Raw genomic sequence first — 15,631 nt, forward strand, 5'->3', positions numbered from 1 at the left:
CCAGCCACAGCGGGCTGCGTGGCGCCGCGGGCGCGCCGGGCGGGCTCGCGCGCTCGGCCAGCGGCTTCACGGTGCGGTAGGCGGTCTCGGCCGCCTGCGGGTCGTCGAACAGCGCGCTCGTCACGGCGAGCGGCACGACCCAGCCGTTCGCGCCGGGCTGCGCGTCGACCATCCGCAGCTCCAGATGGCCGCGCGGGCGTACGGGCGGGAAGAGGGTGGTCAGGTGATAGTCGAGGTCGTCGCGGGTCGGTGGGCGCGGCCCGCCCGAGCGGGTCCAGGTGCGGAAGGTGAGCCCCTCCGGGACGGTCCAAGGGGCGTCGTCGCCGTCGTCCTCGCCCCTGATGAACATCACCGGCGCGTCGAGCGCGTGCCGCGTCCAGGCAGCCCGCGGCTCAGCGTCCAGCGGCGGGGCGCCGGACGTGCCCGGATCGATCGAGGCCCACACGGCCTGCCGCGTGGAGCGCCAGCCGGTGGAACGCCCGTCCTGGACGGGCGAGTTGGCGAACGTGGCGACCAGCACGGGGCCAAGGAGATGCGCGAGCCGCCAGCGCCGGCCGTAGCCGAGCGGGCCCGGCTCCTCGTGCCCCGCGTCCAGGCAGATCTGCACGGAGGCCGTGGAGCACATCATGCGGCGGCCCGCGGGACCTGTGCGGTCGAGATAGGACTCCATCGCGTCATACCGCGGCCGGTGCAGGATGCGGGACGGCGGGCGCCAGGGATCGGCACCGAGCCCGGTGAGCGTCAGATCAAGGGTGGCAAGGCGATCGCGTACGAGGGAGAGATCAGCCGATACGGCGGATACGCATTCCATGAGCGAGGCGGCGGGGAGCGAGCTGAGCTCCAGCTGGCCGCCTGGTTCGACGGTGATCAGGGAGTGCAGGGGCAGGGCCCGCAGTGCGGCGTAGGCCGCTTCGAGGCGGGCGGGGGAAACGGGCAGTTGGAGCCGGTTCGGCTCGTGGATCAGCCATTCCAGTTCGACACCGGTGACGCGCGGTGGTCCGGTCTTGAAGCAGATGCCGGTGACCAGCGCCTCCGCCTCGGACTCGGATACCGCGGTGCCGTACTTCGCGCGGTACGTCGTACAGTCGCCCTCGGGCATGCAGGGGTCCTCCTGTTCAAGTTCTGCCTGGTCCAGCGGTTGTGGACCACCCGGTCAACTCGATATGGGTGTGACCGAGTTGGCAGCGCTCGTCCCACCCAAGACCTTGTCGGCCGTTCGCACAAGAGTGCCCTTGGGGCCAAGCCGATGCCAGGGAATTCTGTTGCGGCGGGCGTGGGAAAGAGCTCACGATGCGTTCATGTGTGAGTCGGGGGACAGGACGACAGAGGTCGGTACGGGGGAGCGGGCATGAGTGCGCGACTGCGCGGCATCGCGCAGCAGACCGAGGAGATCGTGGCAGCAGGGCGGTACGCCGCTCCGGGTGGCCGCGAGGTGGTGATCGCGGATGCGGTGGACGCCGCGCGCTCCGGCACGCGGATGTTCGGTCCGGCGGCCCTGTACGTGACTCCCGTCACGCCGCCCGAGCTGATCTCCACGGTAGTCGAGGTCACCGGTGAGAGCAGCTTGGAGGCCGCGCACCGCCTGACGGGCGCGGGCGGGGGCCCGGTGGCCGTCTTGAACTTCTCCTCCGCGCGCAATCCCGGCGGCGGCTATCTGAACGGCGCGCAGGCTCAGGAGGAGGCGCTGTGCCGGGCCTCGGCGCTGTACACCTGCGTGCGGTCGGCCCGGGAGTTCTACGACCACCACCGTGCCCACCGCGATCCCTTCTACAGCGACCGCGTGATCCACTCCCCGGCCGTCCCGGTCTTCCGTGACGACCGGGGGCGGCTCCTCAACGCGGCGTACAGGGTGGGCTTCCTGACATCGGCGGCGCCGAACGCGGGCGTCGTCCTGCGCCAGGCCCCCGAGCGCGTGAAGGACCTGCCGTCCGCCCTGGCAGGGCGCGCGGAACGGGTCCTGGAGACCGCCGCCGCCTGCGGCTACCGGCGGCTCGTGCTCGGCGCGTGGGGCTGCGGGGTCTTCCAGAACGACCCCGTGCAGGTGGCGGACGCGTTCCGTGGGCTGCTCGACGAAGGCGGCCGGTTCCACGGGTACTTCGAGCACATCGTCTTCGGGGTGCTCGGCCGCACGCGCGGCGCGGTGACGCGGACCGCCTTCGAGGAGACGTTCGCCGACCTGGCGGCTCAGCGCCAGCCGTAGCGCTCCTGCAGCCGCCGCACGACCAGATTGAACCGCATCCGGTCAAGCGCGCACGCCTCGCGCCGCATGCCCGCGTCGTGCACCCGAAGCACCCGGTCGATGTCGACCCAGGAGTCGCGGCCCTCGCGGTCCCACGGCCCACTGCCGATCGGCACCCACTCCTGGTCGTTCGCATGCTGCTTGCTGGAGAGCTGCACGGCGAGCAGCGTGCCGCGCGCCTCGCGGGCGACGACCAGGACGGGACGGTCCTTGCCGCGGCCGTCGTTCTCCTCGTAGGGAACCCACGTCCAGACGATCTCGCCGGGGTCGGGATCGCCGTCGTGTGCGGGCGCGTACGTCGTCTGGACCCGGCCTACCTCGCGCGGTTCGGCCTCGGTGGTCGCGGTGCGGCCCGTGCGGCCCGGGTGCGCGGACATCTGCGGGTCATCGGTGTTGGCAGTCACGCGGGCCACCGTAGAACCTGTCTGGCCCAGCCCGCGGGGCGGGTCCGCCCGATGCCACGCAGGCTCGGGGCCATGGCGCATCGACGACACCTCAGCCGAGCCCGGGTCACCGCCGTTCTCGCCCTCTGCGGCACGGCACTTGCCCCCACGCTCCCGCACGCTCCGCGCCGCCGCCGCGCACCGTCTCCGGATGGCTCCCCTACTGGGACCAGGAAGCCGCGTACGAGAACGCCCTGCGCCACGCCGGCCAACTGCACACCGTCAGCCCCTTCTGGTACGAGGCGAAGACGGCCGGACGCGTGGCGGGTCACACCGGAGCAGGATCGCGCCGCGTCATCGACGGGCTCCACAAGGCGGGCATCAAGGTCGTGCCGACCGTCATGGAGCGGATGGCGACCGGAGCGCTCGCGGCCGTCGTCACCGACAAGGCCCGCCGCTCACAGCACATCGACACGCTCCTGCGGGTCGTCCGCAGCCGCTCGTACGACGGCATCGACCTCGACTACGAGTCCATCGCGCCCACCGGCGACTCCGCCTACAAGAAGGTGGGGGCGGGCTACGCGACGATGGTCACCGACCTGTGCGCGCGGCTGCACGCCCTGCGCAAGCAGTGCGTGGTCACGGTCTCGCCGAAGACGCGGATCAGCGGCCGCGTCTGGGACTACCGCCGACTGGGCGCCGCCGCCGACCGGTTGCGCATCATGGCCTACGACCAGCACTGGGCCGAGGGCTCCCCGGGCCCCCTGTCGTCGCCCGCCTGGTACGAGGAGATCCTGCGCAACGCCACCGCCGAAGTCCCGGCCCGGAAGCTGGAGATGGGCCTGCCCGGCTACGGCTGGGACTGGGCGGTCGGCGGCGGCGTCCGCGCCAGGCACGTCACCTGGAAGGAGGCGGAGGCGCTGCGCCGCCGGGTCGGCGCGCACTACCGCATCGACCCCAGATCGAGCACGCCCTACTTCACGTACAACGAAGGCGGCAAGCGCCGCACGGTCTGGTACCAGGACGCGCGCGGGACGGCGGCGCATCTGCCGGTCCTGCGGAAGTACGGCGTGCGCCACACCGTCCTGTGGGCCATCGGCTTCGAGGACCCGGCGCTGTGGGGCACCCTCGCCAAGAGCTCATGACGTCCGCGCGGGATGTGCGGGCCACCGCTCGTACCACCGCTGGTCCGCCTCCAACTGCGCGGCGAGCGACACCAGGAGCGGCTCACTGCCCGCGGGTCCAAGGAGCTGCGCCCCGACCGGCAGGCCGTCGCCCACCTGGCCCGCGGGCACGTTGACGCCGGGCCAGCCCAGGACGTTCCACGTCCACGCGTAGGGACAGGCGGCGATCATCGCCTGGTCGGTGCGCCAGCCGCTGAGGGCGGCCATGGTGCCGATCCGGGGCGGGGGAGTGGCTGTGGTGGGCGTGAGGACGACGTCGTACGTCGAGAAGATCGCGCCGACCCTGCGGTGCAGGGCGGCTTCGGCGCGGCGGGCCAGGCGCAGCGGGGCGCCGCCAAGGAGGCGGCCCAGGCGGGCCGCCTCCTTGGTACGCGGGTCGAGCAGGTGCGGGTCGGGGACCTCGCGGACCCAGTCGGTGATGCCGGCCGTGGCGCGCGGCACGAAGTCGAGGCCGATCTGGCCGTAGCGCGGGTCGTCCTCCACGACGTCGTGCCCGAGCGAGGCGAGCCGGTCCGCGAGGACGATGACCTTGCGGCGGACCACGGGATGCAGGCGCTTGGGGGTCGCGGTGAACGGCATGCGCAGGGAGAGGGCGATCCGCAGCCGCCCCGGTTCGCGGGTCGCCGCCTCTGAGGCGCTGATGGCGGGCGGCTTGTGCAGGTCACCGCCGTGGTTGCCGCTGGCCGCGTCCAGGAGCAGGGCGGCATCCGCGACGGACCTCGCGAGCGGGCCGTTGACGGTGATGCCGTTGAAGGCCTCGGGCCAGGGCCAGGTCGATATGCGGCCGCGCTGCGGCTTGATCCCGACGAGATGGGTCCAGGCGGCGGGGATGCGCACCGAGCCCGCGCCGTCCGAGCCGAGCGCGGCCGGCACCAGGCCCGCGGCGACCGCCGCCGCCGAGCCGCCCGACGAACCGCCGGGGGTGTGCCCGGTGTGCCACGGGTTGCGGGTGGCCCCGAAGCCGGGTCCCTCCGTGAAGGGCCACTGGCCAAGCTCACACGTGTTGGTCTTGCCGACGATCACGGCTCCGGCCGCCCGCAGCCTGCGTACGGACTCGGCGTCCTCCGTCTTCGGCGGGAAGTCACCCCGGCAGCCGAACGCGGTCGGCTCGCCCGCTATGTCCGTGTCGTCCTTCACGGCGAGCGGCACGCCGAGCAGCGGCCTGCCCGGCCCGCCGGAGGCCAACTCCCGGTCGGCGGCGTCCGCTTCGGCGAGCGCGGCCTCGGCCCGCACCAGCTTGAAGGCGTTCAGTTCGGGCTGCGAGGCCTCGATCCGCGCCAGCGTCCGCTCCGTCAGCGCACGTGAGGACACTTCTCCGGTGGCCAGCGCGCGGGCGGTGCGGGCGAGGCCGTCGGCACGGTCGGCAGTCATGTGGGGGCACCTTTGATCGACGGCAGGTGCACGCACGTTAACCGTCGAAGGAGGAACGCGGTACGAGGGCAGGGCAGTTCACGCCGCGCACGGACCGTGGGAGCGCTCCGACGCAGGCCGGGGGCGCCCGGACGCCCGCCTGGGAGCGCCCGCGCGCCGTCTGGAAAGATGAGCCCCGCCATGGTGCAGATACCGAACAAGACCGCACAGCAGCCCGCGCAGTACTCCGTGCCGACGAGCGCCGACGTGGCGCGCCTGGCGGGAGTCTCGCGCGCGACCGTCTCGTACGTCCTGAACAACACGAGCGCCGTCCGCATCAGCGAGCCCACCCGCCGCCGCGTCCGCGAGGCCGCCAAGGAACTGGGATACGTCCCGCACGCCGCGGCCCGCAGCCTGCGCGCCGGGCACACCCGTGTGGTCCTGATGCCGACGCCGCAGATCCCGGCGGGCCCGCTCTTCAGCGAGTTCTTCAACGAGCTGCAGTGGGCGCTCAGCCGGTTCGACTACACCGTCGTGCAGTACGGCAGCCTCGGCCTGACCGGCGAGGAGGCGGCCAGGGCCTGGGCCGAGCTGCGCCCGGTCGCGGTCCTCGCCCCCGGCGCGTCGGGGCTCGGCGCGCGTGGCGTGAGCGTCCTGAAGCGGTCGGGCGCCAAGGCCGTCTTCACGCTGGGCCCGCAGCAGGCCGAGGGCGCCCACGCCCTGCTCATGGACCAGCGTCTCGTGGGACAGTGCGCCGCCACCCACCTCCTGGAGCGCGGCAAACGGCACATCGGCGTCGTGATCCCCGAGGAACAGGGCCTCGAGCCCTTCGCACGCCCGCGCGCCGAAGGCATCCGCCAGGCCCTGGCCCAGCACGGCCAGGACGCCACGATGACCGAGCTGCCCCTCGCCTACGACGAGGAGTCGGCGGCCCGGCTCGCGGCCCGCTGGCGCACGCTCGGCGTCGACGGGGTGTTCACGTACAACGACGAGTTCGCGATGCTCCTGATGCGGGCGCTGCAGGACGAAGGCATCGCCGTCCCCGAGGAGACGGCGATGATCGGCGCCGACGACTTGATGCTCGGCAGGCTCCTGCGGCCGCGGCTCAGCACGGTCCGCATCGAGCTGCCGTCGGGTCAGAAGCTCGCGGAGCTCGTCGACCGGGTCGTGCGTGACCCGGGCATGGAGCCCGAGGTGCACGACGTGCTCGGTGCGACGGCAGTGCACCGCGAGTCCAGCTGACCCTGCTGCTTACAGGGCTTCTTCCTTACTGTTCCTGCGCCTGGGCCTTGGCCTGCTCCTCGGCGACGGACTTGCGGACCTCGTCCATGTCCAGCTTCCTGGCCTGCCCGATGACGTCCTCAAGGGCGGCCTCCGGCAGTGCGCCGGGCTGCGCGAACACGGCCACCTGATCGCGGACGATCATCAGCGTGGGGATCGACTGGATGCCGAAGGCCTGAGCGAGCTCAGGCTGCGCCTCCGTGTCCACCTTGCCGAAGACCATGTCGGGATTGCTTTCGGCGGCCTTCTCGTAGACGGGCGCGAACGACTTGCACGGACCGCACCACTCCGCCCAGAAGTCGATCAGGACGAATTCGTTGTCCGTGACCGTCTGGTCGAAGTTTTCCTTGGTGAGCTCCACAGTCGTGCTGCTCATGGTGTTTCTCTCTTCCTGCTGTCGGTCGAAGCCGCTGTGCACAACGGCCCGGGCGGCAGACGTATTCCACGCGCTCACCCGTGCTCGTTCCGCGCGCGTACCCATGTGGCCACGGCGCACACCTGCGACCACACTGGCTTCTATGACGGATTCGAAGACATACGACGTAGTGGTCCTGGGTGCGGGTCCCGTGGGGGAGAACGTCGCGGACCGGGCCCGCGCGGGCGGCCTGAGCGTGGCGATCGTGGAGAGCGAACTCGTCGGGGGCGAATGCTCGTACTGGGCGTGCATGCCGAGCAAGGCGCTGCTGCGCCCGGTCATCGCCCGCGCGGACGCCCGCAGGGTGCCGGGCCTGCGCCAGTCGGTCCAAGGACCCCTGGACGCGGCGGCGGTCCTCGCGCACCGGGACGACTACACCTCGCACTGGAAGGACGACGGCCAGGTCGGCTGGCTGGACTCGATCGGTGTGGACCTCTACCGCGGCCACGGCCGTATCGCCGGTACGCGCCAGGTGACGGTCACGGGCTCCGACGGAACCGAGCGGACCCTCACCGCCCGCCACGCGGTGGCGGTGTGCACCGGCACCCGCGCCGCGCTGCCCGACCTGCCGGGCCTGGCCGAGGTGAAGCCGTGGACGAGCCGCGAGGCCACCAGCGCGGATCATGTACCCGGCCGCCTCGCGGTGGACGGCGGCGGCGTCGTCGCCGTGGAGATGGCCACCGCCTGGCAGGCCCTCGGCTCGCAGGTCACGCTGCTGGTGCGCGGCGACGGGCTGCTGCCGCGCATGGAGCCGTTCGCCGGGGAGCTTGTCGCCAAGGCGCTGACGGAGGCGGGCGCCGAGGTCCGCACCGGCGTCTCCGTCACGGCCGTGCGGCGGGAGAACGGCACGGTCACGGCGACCCTGACCGGCGGCGACACCCTCGAGGCCGACGAGATCCTCTTCGCCACGGGCCGCGCCCCGCGCACCGACGACCTCGGCCTGGAGACGATCGGCGTGGACCCCGGCTCCTGGCTGCCGGTCGACGAGAGCCTGCGGGTGCAGGGCAGCGACTGGCTCTACGCCGTGGGCGACGCCAACCATCGCGCGCTCCTCACCCACCAGGGCAAGTACCAGGCCCGCATCGCTGGCGCCGCGATCACCGCCCGCGCCCAGGGCGTCCCCCTCCTGGAGACCGACCCCTGGGGCGCGCACTCCGCCACCGCCGACCACGCCGCCGTCCCGCAGGTGGTCTTCACCGACCCCGAGGCGTCATCGGCGGGCCTCACCCTCGCGGAGGCGGAATCCGCGGGCCGCCGGGTGCGCGCCGTGGACTACGACATGGCGGGCGTGGCGGGCGCCGGCCTCTACGCGGACGGTTATGAAGGCCGCGCCCGCATGATCGTCGACCTCGACCGGGAGGTCCTGCTCGGCGTGACCTTCGTGGGCCCCGGCGTCGGCGAGCTCATCCACTCGGCGACGGTGGCGATCGCGGGGGAGGTGCCGATCGACCGGCTGTGGCACGCGGTTCCGTCTTACCCGACGGTCAGCGAGGTGTGGCTGCGGCTGCTGGAGACGTTTCGCGGGTAGCCGGCGCGGCATTCGTGACGGGGCGGGGCGGGGCTCTCCCGAGTCCGCTCAGGCGCCCGCGTCCCGCCACGCCGCGTCCCTCAGCAGCCGCAGCCCGTTGAGCCCCACGATCACGGTGGAGCCCTCGTGGCCGAGTACGCCGAGGGGGAGCGGCAGGCTGCCGACGAGATCCCAGGTGACCAGGACGGCGATGAACACCCCGGCGATCACCAGGTTCTGCACGACGAGCCCGCGGGCACGCCGGGACAGCGCGATCACCTTCGGCACGGTGGCGAGTTCGTCCCGCACGACGACGGCGTCGGCGGTCTCCAGGGCGAGGTCGGAACCGGCCCGGCCCATCGCGATGCCGGTGTGGGCCGCGGCGAGGGCGGGCGCGTCGTTGACGCCGTCCCCGATGACGAGGACCTTGCGTCCCGCGCCCTCCGCCTCACGTACCGCCGCGACCTTGTCCTGCGGCAGCAGCCCGGCCCGTACGTCCCCGATGCCGACCTCCGCCGCGAGCCGGGCCGCCGCCTGCGCGTTGTCACCGGTGAGCAGCATCGGAGCCGTGCCGGTCAGGGACTCCAGGGCGGTGACGGTCGCCGCCGCGTCAGGGCGCAGACGGTCGGCGATGCCGAGGATCCCCACCGGGATCCAGTCGCGCAGCACGAGCACGGCGGTCTGTCCGTCCTCGCCCAACTGCCGTGCGCGAGCGAGGGCTTCGGTGCTCTCGGGGTCGTCGGCGTCGTCGTCGCCGCCGGTCGGCCGGGCGCCGAGCAGCCGTGCCGGAGCCCCCACCTCGACGGTCGCACCCGCGATCGTGGCGCTCACCCCGACACCCGGCGCCGACGCGAAGTCCGCCACCGCCGCAATGCGCAGGCCGCGGGCGCGCGCCGCGTCCACCACGGCGCGGGCCAGGGGATGTTCGCTTCGGTGCTCGGCGGCTGCCGCGAGCGCGAGGAGGGTGTCGTCGGTCAGGCCGCTGCCGGGCAGCGCGTGGACAGCGGTCACCCGGGGCGTTCCCTCGGTCAGGGTGCCCGTCTTGTCGATGGCGACCGCGTCGACCTGCCCAAGACGCTCCATCACGACGGCGGACTTGACCAGGACGCCGTGCCGCCCCGCGTTCGCGATCGCCGAGAGCAGCGGCGGCATCGTGGCGAGAACCACCGCGCACGGCGAAGCCACGATCATGAACGTCATGGCCCGCAGCAGGGCCCCGGTCAGGTCGTCGCCGAAGGCCAGCGGCACGGCGAACACGGCGAGCGTCGCGACGACCATCCCGAGCGAGTACCGCTGCTCGACCTTCTCGATGAACAGCTGCGTGGGAGCCTTGGTCTCAGACGCCTCCTCGACCATCGCCACGATCCGCGCGATCACCGAGTCCGACGCGTCGCGCCCGACCCGCACCCGCAGCGCACCCGCCCCGTTCAGCGTCCCCGCGAACACCTCGTCCCCGGCCTCCTTGTCGACCGGCAGCGGCTCACCCGTGATCGTCGCCTGATCGACGTCACTGGCCCCCTCAAGTACCTCGCCGTCCGCGCCGACCCGCTCACCGGGCCGTACGAGGATGACGTCGCCGACCTTCAACTCGGCCGTGCCGACCGTCTCTTCACCGCCCCCGTCGGCAAGCCGCGTGGCCGTGGTGGGCGCGAGGTCGAGCAGGCTGCGCACCGAGTCGGCGGTACGAGCGGTGGCAAGGGCCTCAAGGGCGCCGGACGTGGCGAAGATGACGATGAGCAGCGCCCCGTCCATCACCTGCCCGATCGAGGCCGCGCCGAGGGCCGCGACGATCATCAGCAGGTCCACGTCCAGGGTCTTCTCGCGCAGCGCGCGCAGCCCGGCGAGTGCCGGCTCCCAGCCTCCGGCGACGTACGCGACGGCGTACAGCGCGCCCCACGTCCACGAGGCGGCCCCCGCGAGCTGCAGTGGCAGCGCGATCAGGAACGCGGCCGTGGCCGCCGCCGACCAGCGGGCCTCGGCGAGGGCGAGGACCCGGGTGCGGCGGCGCGGGGCCGCTGTGGCACCGGCGGATGCCCCCTGGTCGGAGCGGGGGAGCAGGGCAGTGGGCATGGCGAAGGAACCCTTCACGGGCTGGGGAACGGCAACGTCATCACCGTACAGGAATGAATGAACAGCTTTTCATGTGTCATCGATAGGATGACGCCATGGGCCACGGAGTCGACGACAAGAGCACCACCACCACGCGCGAACGCCTGGACGCCGTGGGGGCCGCAGACGTCGCCGCCACCCTCCAGGCCCTGGCGACGCCCTCCCGGTTGCTGATCCTCGCCCGCCTCCAGGAGGGGCCCTGCGCGGCAGGCGATCTGGCCGAGGCGGTCGGCATGGAGCAGTCGGCCTGCTCCCATCAACTGCGCCTGCTGCGCAACCTGGGCCTGATCACCGGCGAACGGCACGGCCGCTCCGTCGTCTACGCCCTCTACGACCACCACGTCGCCGAACTCCTCGACCAGGCGCTCTTCCACGTCGAGCACCTGCGCCTCGGCCTGCGGGACACACCGTCGGGCGGCTAGCCTGAGAGTGATCTTTACTGGTGACTACTCGGATCGGCGCAGGTGAGGGAGTACGTCGTGTGGCCCGTTGTGGCGGTCGTGGCCGTCGGCGGTGCGATCGGCGCGTCCGCCCGCTACGGCGCGTCCCTGATCTGGCCCACCGCCCCCGGCACCTTCCCCACGACGACGCTCCTGGTGAACGTCATCGGATGCGCCGTCATGGGCGTCTTCATGGTGATCCTCACCGAGGTGCGGACACCGCACCGCCTCCTGCGCCCCTTCTTCGGCACCGGCGTGCTCGGCGGGTTCACCACCTTCTCCACCTACGGGGTGGACATCGAGCGCCTGGTGAACGGCGGCCACGCCCGCACGGGCCTGGCCTATCTCGGACTGACGCTGCTCGCGGCCCTCGCGGCAGTGTGGAGTGCGGCGTGGGCAACGCGCCGCCTCGTGGTGAGGAGACGACCATGACCAGGCTGACGGGCACGGCCTTGCGCGTGACGGTCTTCATCGGCGAGACCGACCTCTGGCACCGCAAGCCGGTCTACTCGGAGATCGTCCACCGCGCCCGCAAGGCGGGCCTCGCGGGCGCAAGCGTCTTCCGCGGCATCGAGGGATTCGGCGCCTCGTCGCTCATCCACACCCAGCGGCTCCTCTCGCTGAGCGATGACCTGCCGGTGGCGGTCGTGATCGTGGACGACGAGGACAAGATCCGCGCGTTCCTGCCGCAGCTCGACGAGCTGGTCACCGAGGGGCTCGTGATCCTCGACGACTGCGAGGTCATCCGGTACGTGGGCCGGGGCGAGGCGGAGCGGTGAACTGGCTCTGCGTGGTGGCGGGGGCGATGATCGGCGCCCCGCTGCGGTTCCTCACCGACCGTGCCGTGCAGGCGAGGCACGACACGGTCTTCCCGTGGGGGACGCTCGCGGTCAACGTGGCGGGCAGCCTGGTCCTTGGCGTGCTCACCGGCGCGACGGTCGCCGGCGCCGCCACCTCCCACACCCAACTGTTCCTCGGCACCGGCCTGTGCGGCGCCCTGACGACGTACTCGACCTTCTCGTACGAGACGCTGCGGCTCTCCGAGGACGGAGCCCGCTTCTACGCGGCGGTCAATGTCGTGTCCAGTGTGGTCGCGGCGCTCGGCGCGGTCTTCGCGGGCGTCGCGCTGGCGGAGGCGGTGTGGGCGTGACGGCCCGCCTTGGCTCACCTCGGCCCGGCGGTCGCGCCGGTCTTGATGCCGGGATCAGGCCTCGGCGAAGTCCCCCGAGAGAGCCGCGGCCATCCGCAGGTGCGGGGCCGCGTCCGTGTCCCGTCCCTGCCGCTCGAGCGTGCGGCCGAGGAGCAGCCTGGCGTACTGCTCGACGGGGTCGAGCTCGATGACCGTACGCAACTCGGTCTCCGCGCGCCGCAGTTGGGCCGAATGGTAGTAGGCACGGGCCAGCAGCAGACGCGGGGCGACCTGCTCGGGCACCTCGTCGGCCAGGGTGGCGAGGATGCGCGCCGCCGTGGCGTACTCCTTGGCGTCGAAGAACTGCCGCGCGCGCTCCCAGCGCTCCGCCGCGGTTCCGTGGTCGTAGTACGTCGTGTCCACTGTTGCCTCCTTCGAGCCGTCCAACGAGCGCAAGTAATTGGATATTCCACTACGCACCTCCCCGGCAATTCCTCCGGGACGGCGGTTCCTCCGGAATGACCGGGGCGCGTGCCTGACGTCCGGTGCCCCACGGGTCTAGGTTGTGCGGCATGAGCAATCTTGATCGCGAGGCGGTCCCGGCCCTGTGCGGCGGGCGCGGGTTCGTCGTCGCCGAACCGGTCCGGGAACTCCTCAGCCCCCGAAAGGTCAAGCTCGGCGAATCCACGGAGGTCCGCCGCCTGTTGCCCAACCTGGGCCGTCGCATGGTCGGCGCCTGGTGCTTCGTGGATCACTACGGCCCCGACGACATCGCCGACGAGCCCGGCATGCAGGTGGGCCCCCACCCGCACATGGGCCTGCAGACGGTCAGCTGGCTGCACGACGGCGAGGTCCTGCACCGCGACTCCACGGGCAGCCTCCAGACGATCCGCCCCCGCGAGCTGGGCCTGATGACCTCGGGCCGGGCGATCTCGCACTCCGAGGAGAGCCCCAGGTCGCACGCCCGCTTCCTGCACGGCGCCCAGCTGTGGGTGGCCCTGCCCGACGTGCACCGCGCCACCGACCCGCGCTTCGAGCACCACGCGGAGCTGCCCCTGGTCACGGCCCCCGGCCTGACGGCGACGCTCATCCTGGGCACGGTCGACGGCACCACGTCACCCGGCACGACCTACACCCCGATCGTCGGCGCCGACCTCACCCTGACCCGCGACGCGGACGTACGCCTGCCGCTCGACCCCGACTTCGAGTACGCCGTCCTGTGCATGTCCGGCGAGACCCGGGTGGACGGCGTCCCCGTCCTGCCCGGCTCGATGCTGTACCTCGGCTGCGGCCGCACCGAACTGCCGCTGCACGCGGAGTCGGACGCGGGCCTGATGCTGCTCGGCGGCGAGCCGTTCGACGAGGAACTGATCATGTGGTGGAACTTCATCGGACGCTCGAACGAGGACATCGCGAAGGCTCGCGCGGACTGGATGGAAAGCGCGCGCTTCGGCGAGGTGAAGGGCTATGACGGCGATCGCATCCCCGCGCCGGATCTGCCCCCGGTGCCGCTGAAACCGCGGGGGCGGGTGCGCTGACCAGTTTGGTCATCTGCGACCAGGTCCGGCAAACCCAATGCTGACCCCGTGCTGATCAGGCGGGCCGTCATGCGGCGGGCCGCGCGTACGCCAAGCCTGCGGGCGACGTCCTTGAGTGAGCGTCTCCCATCGCCCAGGCGAGCACGACGCGACGTCCCATCGGATGAACCGGCCAGGAATCACCGTCGTCGGCCGTCGGTCAGCCGCTATACAGGCGGGATGTCGCACAGTGTCTGCAGTCAAGCAACAGATCACGAGCTGGACTACCGCGGATTTCGCTTCGTGGCACGCATGGCCACTGCTGGCAGCGCAGCCACCGAGCCCGTCGTCGTTCTTGGCGGCTCATCGCAAGACCGTTTCTCCTGGCTGCGGTACGAGCGGCAGATCCTGTCGCACACCAGCCTGCTGACCCTGGAACTGCCCGGCTACGGGGACGCCGACCCCCTCCCGGTCGAGCACGGCATGGACTTCCTCGCCGACACCGTCCGCCATGCCGTCGACACACTCTCGCTCGGACCGGTCAACGTGTTCGGAGCCTGCTTCGGGGCCTCCATCGGCCTGCGGTACGCGCAACGGCACCCGCACCGGATCGCGCGTCTGATGCTGGGAGGAACGGCCGAGGAGATCTCCCCCGAGTACACCGCCTCCGCCAAACGCTGGCGCCGCATGGTGGACGATGGCCTGCTCGACGACTTGGCCCGGGACATGGTCGAGCAGTTCATGGCCCCGCCCGACCGCGGACCGGTGCGGCGACGGGCTGCCGTTGCCCGCCTCATGGGGCAGAGGTTCGCCCAGCTCACCGAGCGCGAACTCGCCATGGACATCACCCACCACGAGCGTCTCCTGACACACCCGTGGAGCCTGCCCGAGCCGGCCGTCACCGCTCCCGTCCTCGTGTTCACCGGCGAACACGACACCATCACCCCACCTCTCGTAGGGCGGCGGGTCGCACAGGGGCTCCGGGCGCGGTTCACCACGATCAAGGAGTCCGATCACTTGGTCCAGATCGAACGCGATACCGACCTGGCTGACCTGATGGCCCGCTTCTTCACTGATCAGCCGCTCGAGACCCTCTCCTACCTCAACCCCGTCGAGCGCTTCCAACGACCCGTCACAGGGTTGCGTCGGTGAGGAAGGTGTCGCGGCCGGGGCAGGTGGTTTGGGCGAGGTAGAGCGCGTGGAGTGGTGCGTGGACCGGGGGTTCGAGGCTGATGATGCGCGCCTTGCCCCCGGCGGCGGGTCCTGGTGGTGTGGTGACGAAGGCGATGTGGTGGGTGCCGATGACGGCGGTGACCGGTGGTGTGCCTTGGCGGTCGGTGCGTTCGATGCGGGGTTCGAAACCGGCGTGGCGGCAGTGGTCGATGAGGAGGTCGGTGTAGCCGGACTGGCCAGGGGTTCCCCAGACCATGAAGGGTTCGTCGGCAAGTTCGGCGAGGGACACGGCGGTGCGGGTGGCGATGGGGTGGTCGGCGGCGACGGCGATGTGCAGTCGCTGGTGGCCGAGGGTGGTGCGGGTCAGGCCGTGGGCCGGTGCGGTGCCGCGGCACAGCCCGACATCGAGATCGCCGGCGAGGAGAGCGGCCGTGAGCTCGGCGGGGTAGCGCTGATGAACCTCGGGGGCGATGCCGGGGCGGGCGTCGGTCACAGATGAGAGCAGGGCGACAATCTCCTCGCCGGTGACGGCGGGGGTGTAGCCGATGCGCAGCGTGTCGGCTTCTCCGCGCCCGATGTACCGGGCGCGGTACAGGGCGGAGCGGGCCATGCCGTTCAGGACGCGGGCGTCCTCGACCAGGGCCTGGCCGGCGGGCAGCACGGTGATGCCGGCGCTGCCGCGTTCCAGCAGGGGCACGCCTACTTCCCGTTCAAGGACTCGGATGGAGCTGGACAGGGCTTGCTGGGACAGGTGCAGACGAGCGGCGGCACGGGTGAGGCTGCCTTCCTCTGCGACGGCAACCAAGTGCTCCAGCTTGTTCAGGTCAAGTCCCACGTCAGAGCCCCTCGGCATGGCGGTGGCGGACCGCCCCGGTGAGACGCGGATCGTCGGTGAGCCCGGCGT

The 15,631-nt window shown here is 72.0% G+C and carries 17 protein-coding genes; 10 read left to right on the forward strand and 7 right to left on the reverse strand.

Annotation, left to right across the window (positions count from 1 at the left end):
- A partial coding sequence (gene egtA, locus ABD378_RS24315) for an ergothioneine biosynthesis glutamate--cysteine ligase EgtA (protein ID WP_344523689.1) occupies window positions 1-1,099 on the reverse strand: 1,099 nt, incomplete at its 3' end.
- Window positions 1,100-1,348: 249 nt separating this feature from the next.
- Between egtA and ABD378_RS24320 the strand changes: the two genes are divergently transcribed.
- Window positions 1,349-2,200, forward strand: a complete 852-nt coding sequence (locus tag ABD378_RS24320; protein WP_344523691.1) for a TIGR02452 family protein — start codon at window positions 1,349-1,351, stop codon at window positions 2,198-2,200.
- Here the strand turns inward: ABD378_RS24320 and ABD378_RS24325 are convergent.
- Complete coding sequence (locus ABD378_RS24325; protein ID WP_386543013.1) at window positions 2,185-2,643, reverse strand: type II toxin-antitoxin system PemK/MazF family toxin; 459 nt, start codon at window positions 2,641-2,643, stop codon at window positions 2,185-2,187. The genes ABD378_RS24320 and ABD378_RS24325 overlap by 16 nt on opposite strands.
- Window positions 2,644-2,942: 299 nt before the next feature.
- Here ABD378_RS24325 and ABD378_RS24330 point away from each other — a divergent pair, with 299 nt between their 5' ends.
- Window positions 2,943-3,767 (forward strand): glycosyl hydrolase family 18 protein, encoded by an 825-nt coding sequence (locus ABD378_RS24330; RefSeq protein ID WP_344523693.1) that lies wholly within the window; start codon window positions 2,943-2,945, stop codon window positions 3,765-3,767.
- On the opposite strand, the gene ABD378_RS24335 is transcribed toward ABD378_RS24330, so the two are convergent.
- Window positions 3,762-5,177, reverse strand: a complete 1,416-nt coding sequence (locus tag ABD378_RS24335) for an amidase (protein ID WP_344523695.1) — start codon at window positions 5,175-5,177, stop codon at window positions 3,762-3,764. The genes ABD378_RS24330 and ABD378_RS24335 overlap by 6 nt on opposite strands.
- A 180-nt stretch (window positions 5,178-5,357) precedes the next feature.
- Between ABD378_RS24335 and ABD378_RS24340 the strand changes: the two genes are divergently transcribed.
- Complete coding sequence (locus ABD378_RS24340; RefSeq protein ID WP_344523697.1) at window positions 5,358-6,398, forward strand: LacI family DNA-binding transcriptional regulator; 1,041 nt, start codon at window positions 5,358-5,360, stop codon at window positions 6,396-6,398.
- A gap of 25 nt (window positions 6,399-6,423) precedes the next feature.
- Here ABD378_RS24340 and trxA read toward each other — a convergent pair whose 3' ends face one another.
- Complete coding sequence (gene trxA, locus ABD378_RS24345) at window positions 6,424-6,813, reverse strand: thioredoxin (RefSeq protein ID WP_344523699.1); 390 nt, start codon at window positions 6,811-6,813, stop codon at window positions 6,424-6,426.
- Window positions 6,814-6,955: 142 nt separating this feature from the next.
- On the opposite strand from trxA, the gene ABD378_RS24350 reads away from it, so the two are divergent.
- Window positions 6,956-8,380: a dihydrolipoyl dehydrogenase family protein gene (locus ABD378_RS24350; protein ID WP_344523701.1), complete on the forward strand. Its 1,425-nt coding sequence runs from the start codon at window positions 6,956-6,958 to the stop codon at window positions 8,378-8,380.
- A gap of 48 nt (window positions 8,381-8,428) precedes the next feature.
- Here the strand turns inward: ABD378_RS24350 and ABD378_RS24355 are convergent, their stop codons facing one another.
- Window positions 8,429-10,429, reverse strand: a complete 2,001-nt coding sequence (locus ABD378_RS24355; RefSeq protein WP_344523703.1) for a heavy metal translocating P-type ATPase — start codon at window positions 10,427-10,429, stop codon at window positions 8,429-8,431.
- A gap of 95 nt (window positions 10,430-10,524) precedes the next feature.
- Between ABD378_RS24355 and ABD378_RS24360 the strand changes: the two genes are divergently transcribed.
- The 4 genes from ABD378_RS24360 to crcB (ABD378_RS24375) are packed head-to-tail and all read left to right on the forward strand — an operon-like array spanning window position 10,525 to window position 12,058.
- Complete coding sequence (locus ABD378_RS24360; RefSeq protein WP_344523705.1) at window positions 10,525-10,890, forward strand: ArsR/SmtB family transcription factor; 366 nt, start codon at window positions 10,525-10,527, stop codon at window positions 10,888-10,890.
- A gap of 57 nt (window positions 10,891-10,947) precedes the next feature.
- A complete protein-coding gene (crcB, locus tag ABD378_RS24365) occupies window positions 10,948-11,340 on the forward strand; it encodes a fluoride efflux transporter CrcB (protein WP_344523707.1) in 393 nt (130 codons plus the stop codon).
- Window positions 11,337-11,687, forward strand: a complete 351-nt coding sequence (locus ABD378_RS24370; RefSeq protein WP_344523709.1) for a DUF190 domain-containing protein — start codon at window positions 11,337-11,339, stop codon at window positions 11,685-11,687. The genes crcB (ABD378_RS24365) and ABD378_RS24370 overlap by 4 nt, the downstream gene beginning before the upstream one ends.
- Complete coding sequence (gene crcB, locus ABD378_RS24375) at window positions 11,684-12,058, forward strand: fluoride efflux transporter CrcB (protein WP_344523711.1); 375 nt, start codon at window positions 11,684-11,686, stop codon at window positions 12,056-12,058. The genes ABD378_RS24370 and crcB (ABD378_RS24375) overlap by 4 nt, the downstream gene beginning before the upstream one ends.
- Before the next feature lie 54 nt (window positions 12,059-12,112).
- On the opposite strand, the gene ABD378_RS24380 is transcribed toward crcB (ABD378_RS24375), so the two are convergent.
- On the reverse strand, window positions 12,113-12,460 hold the full coding sequence (locus tag ABD378_RS24380) for a tetratricopeptide repeat protein (protein WP_344523713.1): 348 nt from the start codon (window positions 12,458-12,460) through the stop codon (window positions 12,113-12,115).
- A gap of 149 nt (window positions 12,461-12,609) precedes the next feature.
- Between ABD378_RS24380 and ABD378_RS24385 the strand changes: the two genes are divergently transcribed.
- Window positions 12,610-13,575 carry a pirin family protein gene (locus tag ABD378_RS24385; RefSeq protein WP_344523715.1) on the forward strand — a complete coding sequence of 322 codons (966 nt, stop codon included), beginning with the start codon at window positions 12,610-12,612 and terminating at the stop codon, window positions 13,573-13,575.
- Between the two features lie 291 nt (window positions 13,576-13,866).
- The gene (locus tag ABD378_RS24390) at window positions 13,867-14,706 is read left to right on the forward strand and encodes an alpha/beta fold hydrolase (RefSeq protein WP_344523717.1); all 840 of its coding nucleotides are present in this window, start codon (window positions 13,867-13,869) and stop codon (window positions 14,704-14,706) included.
- On the opposite strand, the gene ABD378_RS24395 is transcribed toward ABD378_RS24390, so the two are convergent.
- Window positions 14,687-15,562 carry a LysR family transcriptional regulator gene (locus ABD378_RS24395; RefSeq protein ID WP_344523719.1) on the reverse strand — a complete coding sequence of 292 codons (876 nt, stop codon included), beginning with the start codon at window positions 15,560-15,562 and terminating at the stop codon, window positions 14,687-14,689. The two genes, ABD378_RS24390 and ABD378_RS24395, sit on opposite strands and share 20 nt — an antisense overlap.
- Between the last annotated feature and the right edge of the window lie 69 nt (window positions 15,563-15,631).

It is taken from the genome of Streptomyces rectiviolaceus (genome assembly GCF_039533825.1).
GTDB classification, from domain to species: Bacteria; Actinomycetota; Actinomycetes; order Streptomycetales; family Streptomycetaceae; genus Streptomyces; species Streptomyces rectiviolaceus.